This window comes from Klebsiella sp. K5-45, assembly GCF_030128605.1.
GTDB lineage: Bacteria > Pseudomonadota > Gammaproteobacteria > Enterobacterales > Enterobacteriaceae > Klebsiella > Klebsiella quasipneumoniae.
Map to the genome: position 1 here is coordinate 449574 of NZ_JAKUZW010000002.1, position 17187 is coordinate 466760.

18 protein-coding genes are annotated in these 17187 nt (G+C 56.7%); 9 read left to right on the plus strand and 9 right to left on the minus strand.

All coding sequences use genetic code 11. The features are described from left to right. The first annotated feature begins 503 nt into the window (after nt 1-503). Nucleotides 504-2009: a dipeptide/tripeptide permease DtpA gene (gene dtpA, locus MKS11_RS06175; RefSeq protein WP_004202855.1), complete on the plus strand. Its 1506-nt coding sequence runs from the start codon at nt 504-506 to the stop codon at nt 2007-2009. A 110-nt stretch (nt 2010-2119) separates the two neighbouring features. After that, the gene (gene gstA / locus MKS11_RS06180) at nt 2120-2725 is read left to right on the plus strand and encodes a glutathione transferase GstA (RefSeq protein ID WP_004202856.1); all 606 of its coding nucleotides are present in this window, start codon (nt 2120-2122) and stop codon (nt 2723-2725) included. Nucleotides 2726-2767: 42 nt separating this feature from the next. On the opposite strand, the gene pdxY is transcribed toward gstA, so the two are convergent. The 5 genes from pdxY to anmK all read right to left on the minus strand — a co-directional run bounded on the left by pdxY (nt 2768) and on the right by anmK (nt 7343). Next, on the minus strand, nt 2768-3628 hold the full coding sequence (pdxY, locus tag MKS11_RS06185) for a pyridoxal kinase PdxY (protein ID WP_048294968.1): 861 nt from the start codon (nt 3626-3628) through the stop codon (nt 2768-2770). A 61-nt stretch (nt 3629-3689) separates the two neighbouring features. Continuing rightward, a complete protein-coding gene (tyrS, locus tag MKS11_RS06190) occupies nt 3690-4964 on the minus strand; it encodes a tyrosine--tRNA ligase (RefSeq protein ID WP_004175868.1) in 1275 nt (424 codons plus the stop codon). 124 nt (nt 4965-5088) lie between these two features. After that, nucleotides 5089-5745, minus strand: coding sequence for a pyridoxamine 5'-phosphate oxidase (gene pdxH / locus MKS11_RS06195; protein WP_025710831.1), 657 nt, complete (start codon nt 5743-5745; stop codon nt 5089-5091). A gap of 57 nt (nt 5746-5802) precedes the next feature. Then, nucleotides 5803-6126 (minus strand): C-type lysozyme inhibitor, encoded by a 324-nt coding sequence (gene mliC, locus MKS11_RS06200; RefSeq protein WP_004202862.1) that lies wholly within the window; start codon nt 6124-6126, stop codon nt 5803-5805. A gap of 92 nt (nt 6127-6218) precedes the next feature. Then, a complete protein-coding gene (gene anmK, locus MKS11_RS06205) occupies nt 6219-7343 on the minus strand; it encodes an anhydro-N-acetylmuramic acid kinase (RefSeq protein WP_284109445.1) in 1125 nt (374 codons plus the stop codon). Nucleotides 7344-7611: 268 nt separating this feature from the next. Between anmK and slyB the strand changes: the two genes are divergently transcribed. After that, entirely contained in the window at nt 7612-8079 is a 468-nt protein-coding gene (slyB, locus tag MKS11_RS06210; RefSeq protein WP_284109446.1) for an outer membrane lipoprotein SlyB, read from the plus strand. A gap of 224 nt (nt 8080-8303) precedes the next feature. Continuing rightward, nucleotides 8304-9665 carry a GGDEF domain-containing protein gene (locus tag MKS11_RS06215; protein ID WP_087771046.1) on the plus strand — a complete coding sequence of 454 codons (1362 nt, stop codon included), beginning with the start codon at nt 8304-8306 and terminating at the stop codon, nt 9663-9665. Between the two features lie 34 nt (nt 9666-9699). On the opposite strand, the gene slyA is transcribed toward MKS11_RS06215, so the two are convergent. Next, nucleotides 9700-10140, minus strand: a complete 441-nt coding sequence (slyA, locus tag MKS11_RS06220; RefSeq protein WP_017901090.1) for a transcriptional regulator SlyA — start codon at nt 10138-10140, stop codon at nt 9700-9702. A 172-nt stretch (nt 10141-10312) separates the two neighbouring features. Here slyA and MKS11_RS06225 point away from each other — a divergent pair, with 172 nt between their 5' ends. The 3 genes from MKS11_RS06225 to MKS11_RS06235 are packed head-to-tail and all read left to right on the plus strand — an operon-like array spanning nt 10313 to nt 13480. Continuing rightward, nucleotides 10313-10549, plus strand: a complete 237-nt coding sequence (locus MKS11_RS06225; RefSeq protein ID WP_004202868.1) for a DUF1656 domain-containing protein — start codon at nt 10313-10315, stop codon at nt 10547-10549. Between the two features lie 10 nt (nt 10550-10559). After that, on the plus strand, nt 10560-11456 hold the full coding sequence (locus tag MKS11_RS06230) for an HlyD family secretion protein (protein ID WP_048294971.1): 897 nt from the start codon (nt 10560-10562) through the stop codon (nt 11454-11456). Further along, entirely contained in the window at nt 11456-13480 is a 2025-nt protein-coding gene (locus MKS11_RS06235) for an FUSC family protein (RefSeq protein ID WP_284109447.1), read from the plus strand. The genes MKS11_RS06230 and MKS11_RS06235 overlap by 1 nt, the downstream gene beginning before the upstream one ends. On the opposite strand, the gene sodC is transcribed toward MKS11_RS06235, so the two are convergent. The 3 genes from sodC to MKS11_RS06250 form a co-directional block, all read right to left on the minus strand. Further along, entirely contained in the window at nt 13473-13994 is a 522-nt protein-coding gene (gene sodC, locus MKS11_RS06240) for a superoxide dismutase [Cu-Zn] SodC (protein WP_017901092.1), read from the minus strand. The genes MKS11_RS06235 and sodC overlap by 8 nt on opposite strands. Nucleotides 13995-14063: 69 nt before the next feature. Beyond that, complete coding sequence (locus tag MKS11_RS06245) at nt 14064-14960, minus strand: aldo/keto reductase family oxidoreductase (protein ID WP_004202873.1); 897 nt, start codon at nt 14958-14960, stop codon at nt 14064-14066. 48 nt (nt 14961-15008) lie between these two features. Beyond that, complete coding sequence (locus tag MKS11_RS06250) at nt 15009-15251, minus strand: DUF1289 domain-containing protein (RefSeq protein WP_017901094.1); 243 nt, start codon at nt 15249-15251, stop codon at nt 15009-15011. A 139-nt stretch (nt 15252-15390) separates the two neighbouring features. Between MKS11_RS06250 and MKS11_RS06255 the strand changes: the two genes are divergently transcribed. Continuing rightward, entirely contained in the window at nt 15391-15990 is a 600-nt protein-coding gene (locus MKS11_RS06255) for a TetR/AcrR family transcriptional regulator (RefSeq protein ID WP_004202876.1), read from the plus strand. Nucleotides 15991-16043: 53 nt separating this feature from the next. Then, nucleotides 16044-17141 (plus strand): alkene reductase, encoded by a 1098-nt coding sequence (locus MKS11_RS06260; RefSeq protein WP_087771048.1) that lies wholly within the window; start codon nt 16044-16046, stop codon nt 17139-17141. Nucleotides 17142-17187: the final 46 nt, after the last annotated feature.

Sequence of the window (17187 nt, forward strand, 5' to 3'; positions counted from 1 at the left end):
TATCCGGTTATATAACAAACAACTAGCTCATTCATTTTTTATCAACGCAAAATTTCTATACATTTGTGATCCAGATCATGCTCGCAACTCAATGTTGAACGAATGTTATGAAAATGGAAATTAAAGTCAGGTAATACAACGGCTGAGCAAAGATTGCCAGGATAATAGCCCATGAATTTTTAGGATAATGGACCATATCACTACCTCACTGCGCGATCAGCAGAATATATCGCCATTTTGACGAAAAGTGGGCAATCAAAAAGATAAAAATATCAACGATAACGTAACGGTGAAATTTAACTCTAGATAACATTCATATGTCCGGAGCATTATGCCACCCTGATTATGTGTAACAGATTATTACAAAAGCCTTGCCTGATGCGCCAGGATAGTGAACATTACCTGCCGTTTTCCCTCCAAGAATAACTATAAAGGCGGCGGTCCAACGAGATTGCGCCCCGAACACCCCCCAGTAAATATGGGATGTAAAAAAAGAGGTATATGTGTCTACTGCAAACAATAAACCAGCAGAAAGCGTGAGTCTGAACGCTTTCAAACAACCACGCGCGTTCTATCTCATTTTCTCGATCGAGTTGTGGGAGCGTTTTGGTTACTACGGCCTGCAAGGGATCATGGCCGTTTACCTGGTAAAACAGCTGGGTATGTCGGAAGCGGATTCCATTACTCTGTTCTCCTCCTTTAGCGCGCTGGTTTATGGCCTGGTCGCCATTGGCGGCTGGCTGGGCGATAAAGTGCTGGGTACTAAACGCGTCATTATGCTGGGCGCTATCGTGTTGGCCATCGGCTATGCGCTGGTCGCCTGGTCCGGCCATGACGCCGCTATCGTCTATATGGGTATGGCGACTATCGCCGTCGGTAACGGCCTGTTTAAAGCCAACCCGTCTTCCCTGCTCTCTACCTGCTATGACAAAAACGACCCGCGTCTGGACGGTGCATTTACCATGTACTACATGTCCATCAACATCGGTTCGTTCTTCTCGATGCTGGCAACTCCGTGGCTGGCCGCGCGTTTCGGCTGGAGCGTCGCCTTCGCCCTGAGCGTGGTGGGGATGGTGATCACCATCATCAACTTCGCCTTCTGCCAGAAATGGGTGAAACAGTACGGTTCGAAACCGGACTTTGCCCCGGTGCATATGGGTAAACTGCTGGCGACCATCGCTGGCGTGGTGGTGCTGGTCGCTATCGCGACCTGGCTGCTGCACAACCAGGGTATCGCACGCATGGCGCTGGGCGTCATCGCGCTGGGTATCGTGGTGATTTTCGCCAAAGAAGCGATGGGCCTGAAAGGTGCCGCGCGTCGGAAAATGATCGTCGCCTTCCTGCTGATGGTAGAAGCGATCGTCTTCTTCGTACTGTACAGCCAGATGCCGACCTCTCTGAACTTCTTCGCTATCCGCAACGTGGAGCACTCGATCCTCGGCATCGCCTTCGAGCCGGAACAGTATCAGGCGCTGAACCCGTTCTGGATCATGATTGGTAGCCCTATTCTGGCCGCCATCTATAACAAGATGGGCGATCGCCTGCCGATGCCGCACAAGTTCGCTATCGGTATGGTGCTGTGCTCCGGCGCGTTCCTCGTCCTGCCTTTAGGGGCGAAGTTCGCCAGCGACGCTGGTATCGTCTCGGTTAACTGGCTGATCCTGAGCTATGCGCTGCAGTCTATCGGTGAGCTGATGATTTCCGGCCTCGGCCTGGCGATGGTCGCTCAGCTGGTTCCTCAGCGTCTGATGGGCTTCATTATGGGCAGCTGGTTCCTCACCACCGCCGGTGCGGCAATCATCGCCGGGAAAATCGCCAACCTGATGGCGGTACCGGAAAACGTCACCGATCCGCTGGTGTCGCTGGAAGTGTACGGCCACGTGTTCCTGCAGATCGGTATCGTCACCGCGGTCATCGCCGCTCTGATGCTGCTGACCGCGCCGAAGCTGAACCGAATGACTCAGGACGACAGCGCGGACGTAAAAGCACGCGAAACCGCGGCAGCCTGACGCCGCAGGGAAAACCAATTATTTTTAAGCCGCTAACGTTATGTTAGCGGCTTTTTTTTTACCCCTGGCGGGACTAACATACAGAAAACTGCAGCCACGAGGAGTAACGCATGAAACTGTTCTACAAACCCGGCGCCTGTTCCCTCGCCTCACACATCGCCCTGCGCGAAAGCGGCCTGGATTTCACTTTGCAGAGCGTGGATCTGGCAAGGAAACAGCTGGAAAACGGGGAAGATTATCTGCTGATCAACCCGAAAGGTCAGGTGCCGGCGCTGCTGCTGGATGATGACATCCTGCTCACCGAGGGCGTGGCTATTATGCAGTACATCGCCGATCAGGTGCCGGACCGCCATCTGCTGGCGCCCGTGGGCTCCGTTGCCCGTTACCAGACCCTGGAATGGCTGAACTACGTGGCTACCGAACTGCATAAAGGCTTTACGCCGCTCTTCCGCCCGGACACCCCGGAAGACTATAAGCCCGTTGCCCGCGCGTTGCTCGAGAAAAAACTGCAGTACGTGGATGCCTCGCTGGCGGATAAACAGTGGCTGACCGGCCATCGCTTCACCATCGCCGATGGTTATCTGTTCACGGTGCTGCGCTGGGGCTATGCGATTAAACTGGATATGGCCGCCTGCGGTCATATCGGCAGCTGGATGGCGCAGGTGGCGGCGCGTCCGGCAGTGGCTGACGCACTGGCGGCGGAAGGCTTAAAGTAAGACCAGACTCTGCCCGGCGGTCTGCCGGGCAGAGTCAGAAAGTTACAGCCGGGTAGCGCTGAAGCAGTGCTCCGGCACGGCAATACGATCCTGCGCCGCCACCACCTGCAGTTCATACTCCTGCATGTTTTTGGTGGTCAACATGATCTCGTACACCGCGGCGGTGACGTGCTCAAGCGCGTCGCGCAGGCTGGCGCCCTGCAGCAGTTTCACCAACAGCAGACCGCTGGTCACATCACCAACGCCCACCGGCTGACGCAGGCCAAAATCCACCAGCGGCCGGCTGATATGCCAGGCTTCCTCTGCGGTCACCAGCAGCATCTCAAAGCGGTCCATGCTCATGCCGGCGCGGGAAAGATGCTTAACCAGCACCACCTCCGGCCCCTGGACAATCAGCTCCCGCGCGGCGGCCACCGCCTCGCTCACGCTGGCGACCGGATGACCGCAGAGGATCTCCAGCTCCACCAGATTAGGCGCAATGATATCGCTGGCCGGCAGCGCGTAGCGCACGTGGAATTCCGCCACGCCCGGGGCGACGATGCAGCCCTTCTCCGGATGGCCCATCACCGGGTCACAAAAATACTTCGCCGCCGGATTGGCCGCTTTTACCTGACGCACGATGCCCAGGATATGCTCGCCCTGTTCAGCAGAACCGAGATAGCCGCTCAGTACCGCATCGCAGGTCTGCAGCTTGTCGATGTCGGCGATGCCCTGGACGATCTCCGTCAGGTGCGAAGGCGGCATCACACAGCCGGTCCATTTGCCGTACTGCGTATGGTTAGAGAACTGTACGGTATTGAGGGGCCAGACATTGGCACCCAGGCGGCGCATCGGGAACTCGGCGGCACTGTTGCCGGCGTGGCCAAACACCACGTGAGACTGAATGGCGAGGATGTTCTTCATTTTCTTACCACAACCCTAAAAAGAAAAAGGGCGTGGTTTCCCACGCCCTGGTAGTATTTTTTTATTTCCAGCAGACCAGGCAGTAATTCTTCTTACCGCGGCGCAGCAAGGTGTAGCGACCAAACAGGCGATCGCTGTCAGCAAAAACATATTCCGGATCGGCCTGTTTTTCACCGTTGATGGTCACCGCGTTAGAGGCGACGGTTTTACGCGCCTGGCCGCGGGACGGCTGCAGCTCGGAATCCACCAGCGCCTGCAGCAGATCGGCGCCTTTTTCCATCTCGATCATCGGCACGCCGTCCTGAGCCAGCTGTTCGAAGTCAGCTTCGCTGAGGTCGCTCAGGTTGCCGTTGAACAGGCTCTCGGTAATGCGTTTCGCCGCTTCCAGACCCTCTTCGCCATGCACCAGACGCGTCACCTGCTCTGCCAGCACGTACTGGGCGCGCGGCGCTTTACCGCTGTTTTTATCTTCTTCTTCCAGGGCATTGATCTCTGCAATGTCCATGAAGGTGAAGAACTTGAGGAAGCGATAGACGTCAGCATCCGCGGTGTTGATCCAGAACTGATAGAATTTATACGGACTGGTCTTTTTCGGATCCAGCCACACGGCGCCGCCCTCGGTTTTACCGAACTTGGTGCCGTCCGCTTTGGTAATCAGCGGCACGGTGAGGCCAAACACCTGGTTCTGGTGCAGACGACGGGTCAGATCGATACCGGAGGTAATGTTGCCCCACTGGTCGGAGCCGCCAATCTGCAGCGCCACGCCGTGCAGTTTGTTCAGACAGGCGAAGTCGTAACCCTGCAGCAGATTGTAGGAGAACTCGGTAAAGGAGATGCCCTGATCGTCACGATTCAGGCGTTGCTTCACCGCTTCTTTATTGATCATCTGGTTAACAGAGAAGTGTTTACCGATATCGCGCAGGAAGGTCAGCACGTTCATGCTGCCAAACCAGTCATAGTTGTTCGCCGCGATCGCCGAGTTGTCGCCGCAGTCAAAATCAAGGAACGGGGCTACCTGTTTGCGGATTTTATCCACCCACTCCTGCACGGTATCCTCGGTATTCAGCTTACGCTCAGCGGCTTTAAAGCTTGGGTCGCCAATCAGACCGGTAGCGCCGCCCACCAGCGCCACAGGTTTATGACCTGCCTGCTGGAAGCGTTTCAGGCATAACAATGGAACAAGATGCCCCAAATGCAAGCTGTCAGCGGTAGGATCGAAGCCGCAATAGAGCGCGATCGGGCCTTGCGCCAGTCGCTCTGCTAACGCTTCCTCGTCCGTCACCTGGGCTACCAGCCCCCGCTCTTGCAATTGTTTAATCAAGTTACTGCTTGCCATCAAATTCTCCATGTATAAACGACTGCACCTCTGCCGGTACACGACTTTTCGCCAGATGCGAAAAGTACATAGAATAAAGCGCCGGCCCTTTCAGCGCCAGCGCTTCGATAACTAATTTCGGCAATTACGGTGCCAGGCGGTCTATTTTCCAGGCGCCGTTATCGCGCTGGTATAAAAAGCGATCGTGCAGGCGATGTTCGCCCCCCTGCCAGAACTCCATCTGCTCAATGCTGACGCGGAATCCGCCCCAGAAACTCGGCAGCGGTACTTCACCCTGCTGGAATTTCTGCTTCAGCTCGAGGAATTTGCTCTCCAGGATACCCCGAGCAGAGATCCGACTCGACTGCTTCGAGACCCAGGCGCCGATCTGGCTGTCGCGCGGGCGACTGTGGAAATATTTGACCACCTCCAGCGTGGACAGGCGTTCCGCTTTGCCGATCACCATCACCTGGCGCTCCAGCATATGCCACGGAAACAGCAGACTGACCTGCGGGTTATTTTCAATCTGATGGGCTTTGCGGCTGCCAAGGTTGGTATAAAACACCAGCCCTTTTTCGTCGTAATGCTTTAGCAGCACAATACGCTGATAAGGTTGGCCGCGTTCATCTACGGTGGCAACCACCATGGCCGTCGGGTCGGCGAGTTTCGCGTCGCAGGCCTGACGCAGCCAGCGCTCAAACAGCGGCAGAGGTTCAGCTGGAAGATCGTGGCGACGCAAACCGCCACGGGTGTATTCACGGCGCAAGTGCGCGATTTGCTGGAGTTCGTCGTTATCAGACATGGCCATTGAGGATATAGTCATAAGGTGGCGTTATTGTGCGCCCCCCGGACAGAAATCTCAACGTTTGGCGGTCTGCAGCTGGCAGTTATCGAGAACGATGCGGTCGCGCTTATAGACGGTGGCGGTATCGCCTTTCGACCAGAAGACATAGACGCCGTCGGTGTAGCGCGCTCCGGAAGCCGACAGCCCCTCTGACAGATTCAGCTGCTGATTGTCATAAATAAAACTCACCTGCTGGCGTGAGTTATTGCGATGGACCGTCAACGGTTTCTGGTCGCATTGATACTCCAGCGTGTCCGTCTGCATCCGCTCGACAAACTGGTTGTAGTAGCTACAGCCCGCCAGCATAAAAGGTACAACTGCGATAAGAATTTTTTTCATTCGTTTGCCTTCGACTTTCCCGGTCACGGAGGGCACTCCGCCCTCCGCTTAACATGTCCAGTTTACCGGTCGCGTCGTATTTAAGATTTCAGTTAACTCCGATTCTGCGGCGGGTTAGCAGGGAAAATGGCGCCCAGCACCGTGGCTTCGCTGGCGCCAGTCACAGAGGGCAGATTCCCCGGCAGGCCAGCGATGGTGCGCCAGGCCAGCCAGGCAAAGGCCAGCGCTTCCATATCATCGCCGCTGATCCCCGCTTCATCGGTGGTGGAGACTTCGGTTCCCGGCAGCAGGGCCGCCAGGCGCGCCATTAACAATGGGTTACGCGCGCCGCCGCCGCACACTAACAAACGCTCGCAGCCACCGCTTAACAATACCTGCTCACTGATGGTCACGGCGGTTAATTCCACGAGGGTTGCCTGCACATCCTGTCCGCACAGCCCCGGGTAACGAGCCAGATGCTGCTCCAGCCAGCCGTAATTGAAATATTCCCGACCGGTGCTTTTCGGCGCCGGCAAGGCAAACCACGGATCGCTCAGCATATCCTGCAGCAGCGGCAGGATCACTTTGCCTTCACTGGCCCATTGGGCGTCTTTATCGTAAGGTTTACCTTGCTTACGCCAGATCCAGGCGTCCAGCAACATATTGCCCGGCCCGGTATCATAGCCACGCACCGGCTGGCCCGGCACCAGAAGCGACACATTAGCGATCCCGCCAATATTCAGCACTATCCGCCGCTCAACGGGGTGCGCCAGCAGCGCATGATGAAAAGCCGGCACCAGCGGCGCCCCCTGCCCGCCAAGCGCCATATCACGCCGACGGAAATCCCCCACCACAGTGACGCCGGTATGGGCGGCAATCTGGTTGTTGTCGCCAATTTGCAGCGTGTGCGGGGCATCGCCCTGCGGCTCGTGCCATACAGTCTGCCCATGACAGCCGATGGCGATGACGTCCGCGGGTTTGAGACTTTCCTGACGCATCAGCGCCAGCACGGCCTCGGCAAACAGCCTTCCGAGGCGGGTATCCAAACGCCCCAGCTGCGAGAGGGTCAGCGACTGGCCCTGACAAATCGCCAGGATCTCTTCTTTTATCGCGTGTGGGATGGGCCAGGTGAGACTGGCCTGCTGCGCCACCATGTTTTCGTTGATAGCGGCTAAAACGACATCAATACCATCAAGGCTGGTACCCGACATAACGCCAATAAAGCGACCCGATCTCATACGTTTTTCCTTCATTCCATGACCCTCGTATGCGTCTCACTCCATCATAAAGTGTCTGCTAATGCTATGTTGTAATAATACTTTTTAACAATAGAGAGACATTTCGGAGAACATCGTAAAGAACCGGCGTTTAGTTTAGGTTGAAGCACCATTAATTATTATTTTTTGTATATCCCGGGGGGAAGCTATGCCCGCCGACGACTAAATGCCATATAATTAACCGCATGGACGTTCAATTGAACACCTTCGGTGAACAGGAGATTCATAAATGATTTTACGTGTTTTGGCTGTATCGATGATTGGTTTTACGCTCGCGGGCTGTGTGAGCAGCAGCGGCCTGTCCGGCGACGTTTATTCCGCATCTGAAGCCAAACAGGTGCAGAGCGTGACATACGGTACCATCGTGCATACCCGCGCCGTACAGATCCAGAGCGGCGACGACAGCAATGCCATCGGGGCGATTGGCGGCGCGATTCTGGGCGGCTTCCTCGGGAATACCATCGGCGGCGGCACCGGACGTTCTCTGGCCACTGCGGCTGGCGCGGTCGCGGGCGGCGTAGCCGGTCAGGGCGTACAGGGCGCCATGAATAAAACCCAGGGCGTGGAACTGGAAATTCGTAAAGATGATGGCAACACCATCATGGTGGTACAGAAACAGGGCAGCACCCCGTTCTCTGTTGGACAGCGCGTAGCCATTGCCGGCAGCGGCAGCCAGGTCACCGTCTCTCCTCGCTAACACCTGTCACGATGCGGCCAGTTGCGCCGCATCGTACTTATCACCCACATTTATCTCGCCGTAAAAGTTTTGTATTAGCGATAACACATATTAATTTTAATATTTCATCAATCATTGCGCCTGCGCAATATCTTTGCCCACAGCCCCCACTACTCTTATAACCGTTAATATTATTAAGCCAACCCAACCTCGTTGCTGTTGTTTATTATTCTGGAATATTGCCTATGACCAAACATGTGAGTCATGTTGTTAGACGTCTTATCATTTATTTTTTTATTTGTTTGCTGGCCGGAGTCGGCATTACCGGATTAACCAGCTCTTTTGAGACCAGATTCAACAGCACCTCATCAATACTATTTCCCCTGCTGACCAGTTTTCTGATGGTTTTTCATATCACTATTGCCTGTTTTATGGGCATGAAATACTGGAGCAGCAAGCGTCGCCTGTATCTGACGCCTGTCGCTTTCGGTTTTGCCTGTTCGGCGTTACTGATGCTGGGCACCCTCAGTAGCTATCCGGACTGGCTCAGCTGTAATCCCGCGCCGGTGGTGAAACAAAATGACGCTGTGATATATTATTTCTTTCGCAATATAATGATGGCCGTCTTATTCACGTCGTCAATTATTTTGTATTACTTTCGCCGACGGATCATGCACTCCTTTAAAGCCCATGTAATGACTTTCGCGGCATGTATTGTTTTTACGTTAATGATAATTTTTTTGTCATGGATCTTCTCCAGCCACTCGCCATGGTTGAGCATTAGGTTTATTGACGATCTGAGCCATACTTTTACGCCGCTGTGGCGAAGTATTATTGGCTGGCTGCTGATGGCAGTCTGGTTTATCGCGCTGATTTTAATAATTTGGTTTAGCAAACTGCGCAATATTTTCTGGTACAGCGGCGCTTTTTTTTGCAGCGCATATTTGTTCACCATTTTCCAGCTGCTCTCTGCCGTTGGGGAGCTCGATCAGGCCTGGTATCAGGCGCGTTTTTTTGAAACGCTGTGCACCCTGTTCCTGATCCTGGTGCTGCTGGTAGACGTCTTTATCCTCTATCGCGAGTCTAACCACAAGTATGTCAACTCATACCAGAATTCGATACGCGACCCGCTGACCCGGCTTTACAACCGCAGCTTCTTCTACGATACCCTCAACCAGCAGCTGGCAAAGGTGAAGGCCCAGCATCCGCTGTCGGTGATCATCTGCGACCTCGACCATTTCAAACGCATCAACGATAACTATGGCCACATCGCCGGCGACAAGGTGATCCAGTTTGCCGCCTCGGTGCTGGACAGCCATTCACGTAAGGATGACGCGGCCGCCCGCATTGGCGGTGAGGAGTTTGCCCTGCTGCTGGTCAACACCGCAGAGGACGAGGCGCAGGCGATCGCTGAGCGCGTCCGCCTGGCGGTCAGCGCCGAGCAAACCCCTCTGCCGGAGCGGATGACCATCAGTATGGGCGTGTATACGACCCATGACGGCAGTGTGACCGCCGAAGAGTGCGTCCAGCGCGCGGACGAAGCCATGTATGAAGCAAAAAACAGCGGACGTAACCGGGTGGTAATCTGGCGACGCCAGGGCAGGTAAAAAAAGGCCCGGGATAAACCGGGCCGCAAAACGATTAATCTTTTGCCTGGAGATCGAGGATATTTTGTTCAAGTTTACGAATTAAGTGAAGCAACGTTTCCACTTCCTGCTTCGAGACCCCTGCGAGGATTTCATCGCGGGTTTTGCCTATCACCTCTTCCATCTCGTTGATCAGCGGTTCGGCTTTTTCCGTCAGCTTGATGCGTTTGGCTCGCCGATCGCTTGCGCAGGTCTGGCGAGAAATAAGCCCTTTCTCCTCCAGCTGATCGAGCGTGCGCACCAGGGACGGTTGTTCAATACCGATGGCTTTCGCCAGCTGGATCTGCGACTGCTCAGGCGGCAGCTGGTGGATGTTATGCAGCGTAACCCAGTGGGTCTGCGTTAACTCCAGAGGTTTCAGGCGATGGTCGATTAGCGCGCGCCAGACGCGAACTAAACGTGCCAGATCAGAACCAAGTGGCGATTCCAATTTCATCTCCTTATAATTAGCTTGCTAAGTTATTATACTGATTTTAGAATAGTGTGCAGCATTTGAATAATCAAAACAAATGAATTACTTGATTCAACAAAAACCAAAACAATGATTTACACTGTTAAAGAGTAGCACGTCCTGAGGTTATCCCTGTTATGGCAAAGGATTTTTGCTTGTGAAACTGAGTCTTAATTCATCCGGATTGCCGCTGCAGGACCTGGTGTTCGGCGCATCCGTCTATTTCCCTCCGTTGTTCAAAGCCGTCCTGCTGGGCTTCTTTATCTGGCTGTTTTTACATCGCCAGCTGCGTGACTGGATGTATGCGGGCGACATCTGGCATCCACTGCTGATGGATCTCTCCCTGTTCGCGCTCTCGGTCTGTCTGGCCCTGGTGTTACTGATTGCCTGGTGATCTTCCTGCTATGAAAAAATTAAAATATCTTTCAACACTGTTGGTGGCGGCCATCGCTCTGGTTGCCGCGTGGTTGTTATGGAATTTCTACACTCAGTCCCCCTGGACCCGCGACGGTAAAGTGCGCGCCGAGCAGGTCGGGATCACCCCTCAGGTTTCCGGCAGTATATTGCAGCTGAACGTGGCCGATAACCAGCAGGTCAAGGCCGGTGAGGTATTGTTTACCATCGACGACACCCCCTACCGCATCGCGGTGCTGAACGCCCAGGCACAGCTGGCGAAAGCGCAAGCTGAGGTGGCGAAAGCGCAGGCGGAGCAAAGCAAAGCCGCCAGCGAAGCCCGCCGTCGCAGAAACCTGTCGCAAAATGCCATCTCAGCTGAAGACCTTGAAAACGCCAATACCGCCCTGAATACCGCCACCACTACCCTGGCGGCCGCCAGAGCGGGAGTCGGTGTCAGCGAGGCGGCGCTGAAACATGCGCAGTGGCAGCTCAGCCAGACGGTCGTCAAAGCGCCGGTAGACGGCTGGGTGACTAACCTCTCCACCCGGGTCGGCGATTACGCCACCACCGGCCATCCGGTCTTTGCCCTGGTGGACAGCCATTCGTTCTACGTGCTGGGCTACTTTGAAGAGACCAAACTGCGCCATATTCGCATCGGCGATCCGGCGCAAATCATTCTCTACAGCAATCAGCAGACGCTGCAGGGGCATGTCGCCAGCATCGGTCGCGCGATTGTCGACCAGAGCGTGGAACAGGGAACCGGGCTGGTGGCCAATATCAAACCGAATATCCCTTGGGTCCGCCTCGCCCAGCGCGTGCCGGTGCGGATTGCCTTTGAGACGTTGCCGGCCGATGTCACTCTGGTCTCCGGTACCACCTGCACCGTCTCGATCGGCGGACAGTGATGAATCTGCAGACCCTGTCATGGCGCACGCTGCCCTGGGTTAAAGCCACCCGACCGCAGTGGCGATACGCGCTACGCAACGGCATCGCCATGTGTCTCGCGTTAAGCATCGCCTACGCACTGGATCTGGATGAGCCCTACTGGGCGATGACCTCCGCGGCGGTGGTCAGCTTTCCCACCGTCGGCGGGGTGATCAGTAAAAGTTTTGGCCGCATTGCCGGCAGCCTTCTCGGCGCCTGCGCCGCCCTGCTGCTGGCGGGCCATACGCTCAACGATCCCTGGCTGTTCCTGTTCAGTATCTCCGGCTGGCTGGCGCTGTGCACCTGGGCCTGCGCCTTGTTCACCAATAACGTGGCCTACGCCTTTCAGCTGGCGGGCTATACCTGCGCCATCATCGCCTTTCCGGTGATTAATATCAGCGACAGCTACGAGCTATGGGTGATTGCCCAGTCGCGCGTGTGCGAAGTCATCGTTGGGATCTTGTGCGGCGGGTTGATGATGATGATCCTGCCCAGCACCTCCGATGGCAGCAATCTGCTGACGGCCCTGAAAACCATGCACGCCCGCCTGCTGGAGCACGCCAGTCTGCTGTGGGTCCCGGAAACGACGGATGCCATCCGCACCGCCCATGAAAGCGTAATTGGCCAGATCCTGACCATGAACCTGCTGCGCATCCAGGCCTTCTGGAGCCACTACCGCTTCCGTCGGCAAAATCCCCTGCTGAACTACCTGCTGCACCAGCAGCTCCGCATGACCAGCGTCATTTCCAGTCTGCGGCGTATGCTGCTGAACTGGCCTGACGCCCCGGCCAATACCCGCCAGGTGCTGGAATCGTTGCTCGCGGAGCTCGCCACCTCCAGTGCTGACAGCTATCACGTCGCCCGCATTCTGGCGCCGCTGGCGCCGCCGCCGGACGCGGATTACCGCCACCTCGCCTTTTGGGCGCGGTTACGCTATTTCTGCCGCATTTATCTGGAAAACAGCCGCTGGATCCGCCGGGTTGAAAATGCCTCGGCGATCGCCGAGTTCAATGTCCCTTCCGCGCCCGCGCTGGCCCGCCACACCGACCAGGCAGAGGCATTGCTCAACGGCATCCGTACCTTTTGCGCGCTGGTGGCGATTGGCGCGTGGGGGATCAGTACCCAGTGGACCAGCTGCGCGGCGGCCCTGACCCTGGCCTCCATTTGCTGCGTGCTCTATTCGGTTTCCGCCTCGCCGTTTCGTTCGTTGACGCTGCTGATGCAGACCCTGGTGCTGCTGTCGCTGTTCAGTTTTGTGGTGAAATTTGGCCTGATGGTGCAGATAACCGACCTGTGGCAGTTCTTGCTGTTTCTGTTCCCGTTGCTGACCACCATGCAGTTACTCAAGCTGCAGTGGCCAAAATTTGCCGGCCTGTGGGGGCAGCTTATCGTCTTTATGGGCTCGTTTATCTCCGTCACCAACCCACCGGTTTACGACTATGCGGCCTTTTTTAATGACAATTTAAGTAAGATTGTCGGCGTGGGCTTTGCATGGCTGGCCTTTGCGGTGCTCAGTCCCGGCTCGGACGCCCGTAAAGGTCGACGCCACATCAGAGCGTTACGGCGTCACTTTGTCGATCAGCTCAGCCGCCACCCCCAGCACAGCGAGCACAAATTTGAATCGCTGGTATATCACCATGTCAGCCAGCTCAGTCAGAGCCAGGATGCGCTGGCTCGCCGCTGGCTGCTGCGCTGGGGGGTGGTATTGCTGAACTGCTCCCACGTGGTCTGGCAGCTTCGCGAGTGGGAAACGCGCTCCGATCCTCTCGCCCAGGTGCGCGACCTGTGTATCAACCTGCTGCGCGATGTGATGAGCGAGCGTGGCGTGCAGCAGCGGCCGCTGGCCTCCACGCTGCAGGAGCTGCTGCGGATCTGCGAAGTTCTGAACCACCATCATCAGCCGGCGGCCCGGGAGCTGGCCGCCGCGATATGGCGACTGTATTGCGCGCTGTCGCAGCTGGAACAGGCTCCGGTCGCCGGAACGATTGGCGAAAAGATTACTTAATCACCCCGCAGGCAAACCGTTCGCCGCCGCCGCCCAGCGGCTGCGGACTGTCGGCCATATTATCGCCGCCGACATGAACCATCAGCGCTTTGCCTTTCACTTCCGCCAGCGTTTTCAGACGCGGAGCGATAATCGGCTGGTCAGCCACACCCGCGTCGTTGACCACCAGCAGCGGTAGATCGCCAAGATGCCCGGTGCCCAACGGCCCTTCATGTTTACCGGTATGTTGCGGATCGTAATGTCCGCCCGCCGCTCCGGCGGCTACGGCTTTGCCCTCTTTCATCGCCGGCTGGCAGCTGCCTTCAGCATGAATATGAAAGCCGTGCTTGCCCGGCGGTAACGCCCGCAGATTAGGAGCAAATTCGAGTCCGCGGTCGGTTTCGGTGATTTTTACACTGCCGATGGATTGACCAACGCCCTGGCTGGTCACGAGATTAAGTGGCACATCTTCACTGACGGCCTGCGCGCCAGCGCAAAATGCGAGGGAAAGGATAGCGAGAATACATCGTTGCATAACACCTCCGGATGGCTGTCTCTCTGTTAAGTGTAAACCAGGAACTGCTTTCCGGAGGCGAAATGGCCGTTACGGCACGTCGTAACCGAGCGCGGCTTTGCGGATACGGAACCACTGCTGGCGGGTCATACTCAGTTTTTCGGCCACAATCGCCGAGCGCACGCGCTCAATTTTACCCGAGCCGATAATCGGCAGCGGCTGCGACGGCAGGCGCATCACCCAGGCGTAAACCACCTGCTCGATGCTGTCGGCGTTGAGCTCGTGGGCCACCTGGGCCAGCTCGTCGCGCAGCGGCTGAAAGCCCTCTTCATTAAACAGGCGGCCGCCGCCGAGGCAGGACCAGGCCATCGGACGAATACGCAGCTGCTGCAGCTGGTCGAGGGTACCGTCAAGCAGCAACGGCTGATGCACCGGCGAGATCTCCACCTGGTTGGTAGCAAGCGTAAACGGCAGGCGCGACTGCAGAAGGGTGAACTGGGCAGGGGTAAAGTTCGAGACGCCGAAATGACGTACCTTGCCGCTGTGGTGCAGCGCGAGGAAGGCTTCAGCCACCTCGTCGGCGTCCATCAGCGGATCCGGCCGGTGGATCAGCAGCAGATCGAGATGGTCCGTTGCCAGGTTGCGCAGCGATTGCTCGGCGCTGAGCACGATGTGGTCCCGGTCGGTAATGTAGTGACCGATGGTGTTTTCAGCGCGCGCCCGGGTGGCAATGCCGCATTTGCTGACAATCTCCATCCGGCTACGCAGATGCGGCGCCAGCTTCAGGGCTTCACCAAAGGCGGATTCACACTGGTAATCGCCATAGATATCGGCGTGATCGACGGTGGTAATGCCTAAATCGAGATGCTGTTCGATAAAGCCGACCAGCTCGTCTGGCGACATTTTCCAGTCCATCAGACGCCAGTAGCCCATCACAAAACGCGAAAATTCCGGCCCCTGGGGAGCCATAGCAATACGCTGAACCATAACCGCTTCCTCAATAAAAAAGTGCTCTGAGTATACGTAATTTTTGGCTTAAAACAGTGAGGGTTGCTGCGGTTCTTCCGCCGCCTCTGGTCTGTTCGCGCGTATTTTGCGCAGCAGGCGTTGACGGCACAGACGCAATACCTCCTGTTTCTGCGCATCGCTCATCGTTTGCCAGTTAAAACGCTCCTCACGGCTACGGAAACAGCCGCGACAGTAGCCGCGCTCATCGGTCTGACAAATTCCCCGGCACGGGCTCTGCACCGGGAAAAACTCTAACTGCTCTGCCACCACACGCCTCCTGTCCCCTCATCTCCTTTCATTGAAGACGTTTCCCTGCGCCGACGCAAATTTTGTTCACTCCGTGCTGCGCCAGCTAACATTTTTGCGCTAAGTCTTGCATTAGACCAATCGGTCTACTACAGTGTGCGCCATGAACAGACACAGCGATTGCGATACCCGAGAACATATCCTGGCCACCGGCGAGCAGCTATGCATGCATCGCGGCTTTACCGGCATGGGCTTGAGCGAACTCCTGAAGACGGCGGAAGTGCCCAAGGGCTCTTTCTATCATTACTTTCGCTCTAAAGAAGCCTTCGGCGTCGCCTTGCTTGAAAACCATTACGCCGGATATCTGCAGCGCCTGGTCGATCACTTCGCCCATGGCGAGGGCAACTATCGCGATCGGCTGCTGGCCTACTATCAGCACACGCTGAATCAGTTTTACCAGCAGGGGATTATTAGCGGGTGTCTCACCGTCAAGCTGTCGGCAGAGGTTTGCGATCTGTCGGAAGACATGCGCACCGCCATGGACCACGGCGCCAGCCAGATCATCGCCCTGCTGGGCGACGCGCTGGAGAAAGGGCGTCAGGAAGGCAGTCTGACCTTTGACGGCGAGGCCAGGACGCTGTCGCAGGTACTCTATTCCCTGTGGCTCGGCGCCAACCTGCAGGCCAAAATAACGCGTAGCGCAACGCCGCTGGAGAGCGCCCTTGCCCACGCGAAACAGATTATTGCGGCGCCTGCTGTATAACAGGCGTTTTTATTTCATCAGTTCCTAGACGACCGGTCTACTCAGGAGTCATTATGTCGGAATCAAAATTATTCACCCCGTTGAAAGTCGGTGCCGTCACCGTCCCTAATCGCGTATTTATGGCTCCACTGACGCGTCTGCGCAGCATCGAGCCGGGCGATATCCCTACCCCGCTGATGGGCGAATACTACCGTCAGCGCGCCAGCGCCGGGCTGATCATCACCGAAGCGACGCAGATTTCCGCCCAGGCCAAAGGCTATGCCGGCGCGCCAGGGCTGCACAGCCCGGAGCAGATTGCCGCCTGGCAGAAAATCACCGCCGGCGTTCACGCGGAAAACGGCCATATCGCCGTGCAGCTGTGGCACACCGGACGAATTTCCCATAGCAGCCTGCAGCCCGGCGGCGCCGCACCGGTAGCGCCGTCTGCGCTGAGCGCCGGCACCCGCACCTCGCTGCGCGACGAAAACGGCCACGCCATCCGCGTCGACACCTCGATGCCTCGCGCTCTGGAAACCGAAGAGATCCCGGGGATCGTCGATGATTTCCGTCAGGCGGTGGGCAATGCCCGTGACGCCGGTTTCGATCTGGTTGAACTGCACTCGGCCCACGGCTATCTGCTGCACCAGTTCCTCTCGCCGTCGGCGAACCAGCGTACCGACCAGTATGGCGGCAGCGTGGAAAACCGCGCCCGTCTGGTGCTGGAAGTGGTCGACGCCGTGAGCAAAGAGTGGAGCGCTGACCGGATTGGCATCCGCGTGTCGCCGATTGGCAGCTTCCAGAATGTGGATAATGGCCCGAATGAAGAAGAAGACGCGCTGTATCTGATTAGCGAGCTGGCGAAACGCGGTATCGCCTATCTGCACATGTCCGAGCCGGACTGGGCGGGCGGCAAGCCGTATAGTGAAGCTTTCCGTCAGAAAGTTCTCGACCGCTTCCCTGGCGTGATCATTGGCGCTGGCGCCTACACCGTTGAAAAAGCCAACGACCTGATCAACAAAGGGCTGATTGATGCCGTGGCCTTTGGCCGCGATTACATCGCCAACCCGGATCTGGTGGCCCGCCTGCAGAAAAAAGCGGCGCTTAACCCACAGCGCCCGGAATCCTTCTACGGCGGCGGCGCGGAAGGCTACACCGATTATCCTACGCTGTAATCCCTCCATTGATAGCGGCGACGTATCGCCGCTATACTCAACGCTC

What these genes read in the sequence shown, in the direction of transcription:
- tyrS (WP_004175868.1), bottom strand. Translation starts at nt 4,964, where the DNA reads ATGGCAAGCAGTAACTTGATTAAACAATTGCAAGAGCGGGGGCTGGTA.
- gstA (WP_004202856.1), top strand. Translation starts at nt 2,120, where the DNA reads ATGAAACTGTTCTACAAACCCGGCGCCTGTTCCCTCGCCTCACACATC.
- sodC (WP_017901092.1), bottom strand. Translation starts at nt 13,994, where the DNA reads ATGCAACGATGTATTCTCGCTATCCTTTCCCTCGCATTTTGCGCTGGC.
- pdxY (WP_048294968.1), bottom strand. Translation starts at nt 3,628, where the DNA reads ATGAAGAACATCCTCGCCATTCAGTCTCACGTGGTGTTTGGCCACGCC.
- pdxH (WP_025710831.1), bottom strand. Translation starts at nt 5,745, where the DNA reads ATGTCTGATAACGACGAACTCCAGCAAATCGCGCACTTGCGCCGTGAA.
- MKS11_RS06230 (WP_048294971.1), top strand. Translation starts at nt 10,560, where the DNA reads ATGAAAAAATTAAAATATCTTTCAACACTGTTGGTGGCGGCCATCGCT.
- MKS11_RS06245 (WP_004202873.1), bottom strand. Translation starts at nt 14,960, where the DNA reads ATGGTTCAGCGTATTGCTATGGCTCCCCAGGGGCCGGAATTTTCGCGT.
- MKS11_RS06255 (WP_004202876.1), top strand. Translation starts at nt 15,391, where the DNA reads ATGAACAGACACAGCGATTGCGATACCCGAGAACATATCCTGGCCACC.
- MKS11_RS06260 (WP_087771048.1), top strand. Translation starts at nt 16,044, where the DNA reads ATGTCGGAATCAAAATTATTCACCCCGTTGAAAGTCGGTGCCGTCACC.
- MKS11_RS06235 (WP_284109447.1), top strand. Translation starts at nt 11,456, where the DNA reads ATGAATCTGCAGACCCTGTCATGGCGCACGCTGCCCTGGGTTAAAGCC.
- anmK (WP_284109445.1), bottom strand. Translation starts at nt 7,343, where the DNA reads ATGAGATCGGGTCGCTTTATTGGCGTTATGTCGGGTACCAGCCTTGAT.
- slyB (WP_284109446.1), top strand. Translation starts at nt 7,612, where the DNA reads ATGATTTTACGTGTTTTGGCTGTATCGATGATTGGTTTTACGCTCGCG.
- slyA (WP_017901090.1), bottom strand. Translation starts at nt 10,140, where the DNA reads ATGAAATTGGAATCGCCACTTGGTTCTGATCTGGCACGTTTAGTTCGC.
- mliC (WP_004202862.1), bottom strand. Translation starts at nt 6,126, where the DNA reads ATGAAAAAAATTCTTATCGCAGTTGTACCTTTTATGCTGGCGGGCTGT.
- MKS11_RS06215 (WP_087771046.1), top strand. Translation starts at nt 8,304, where the DNA reads ATGACCAAACATGTGAGTCATGTTGTTAGACGTCTTATCATTTATTTT.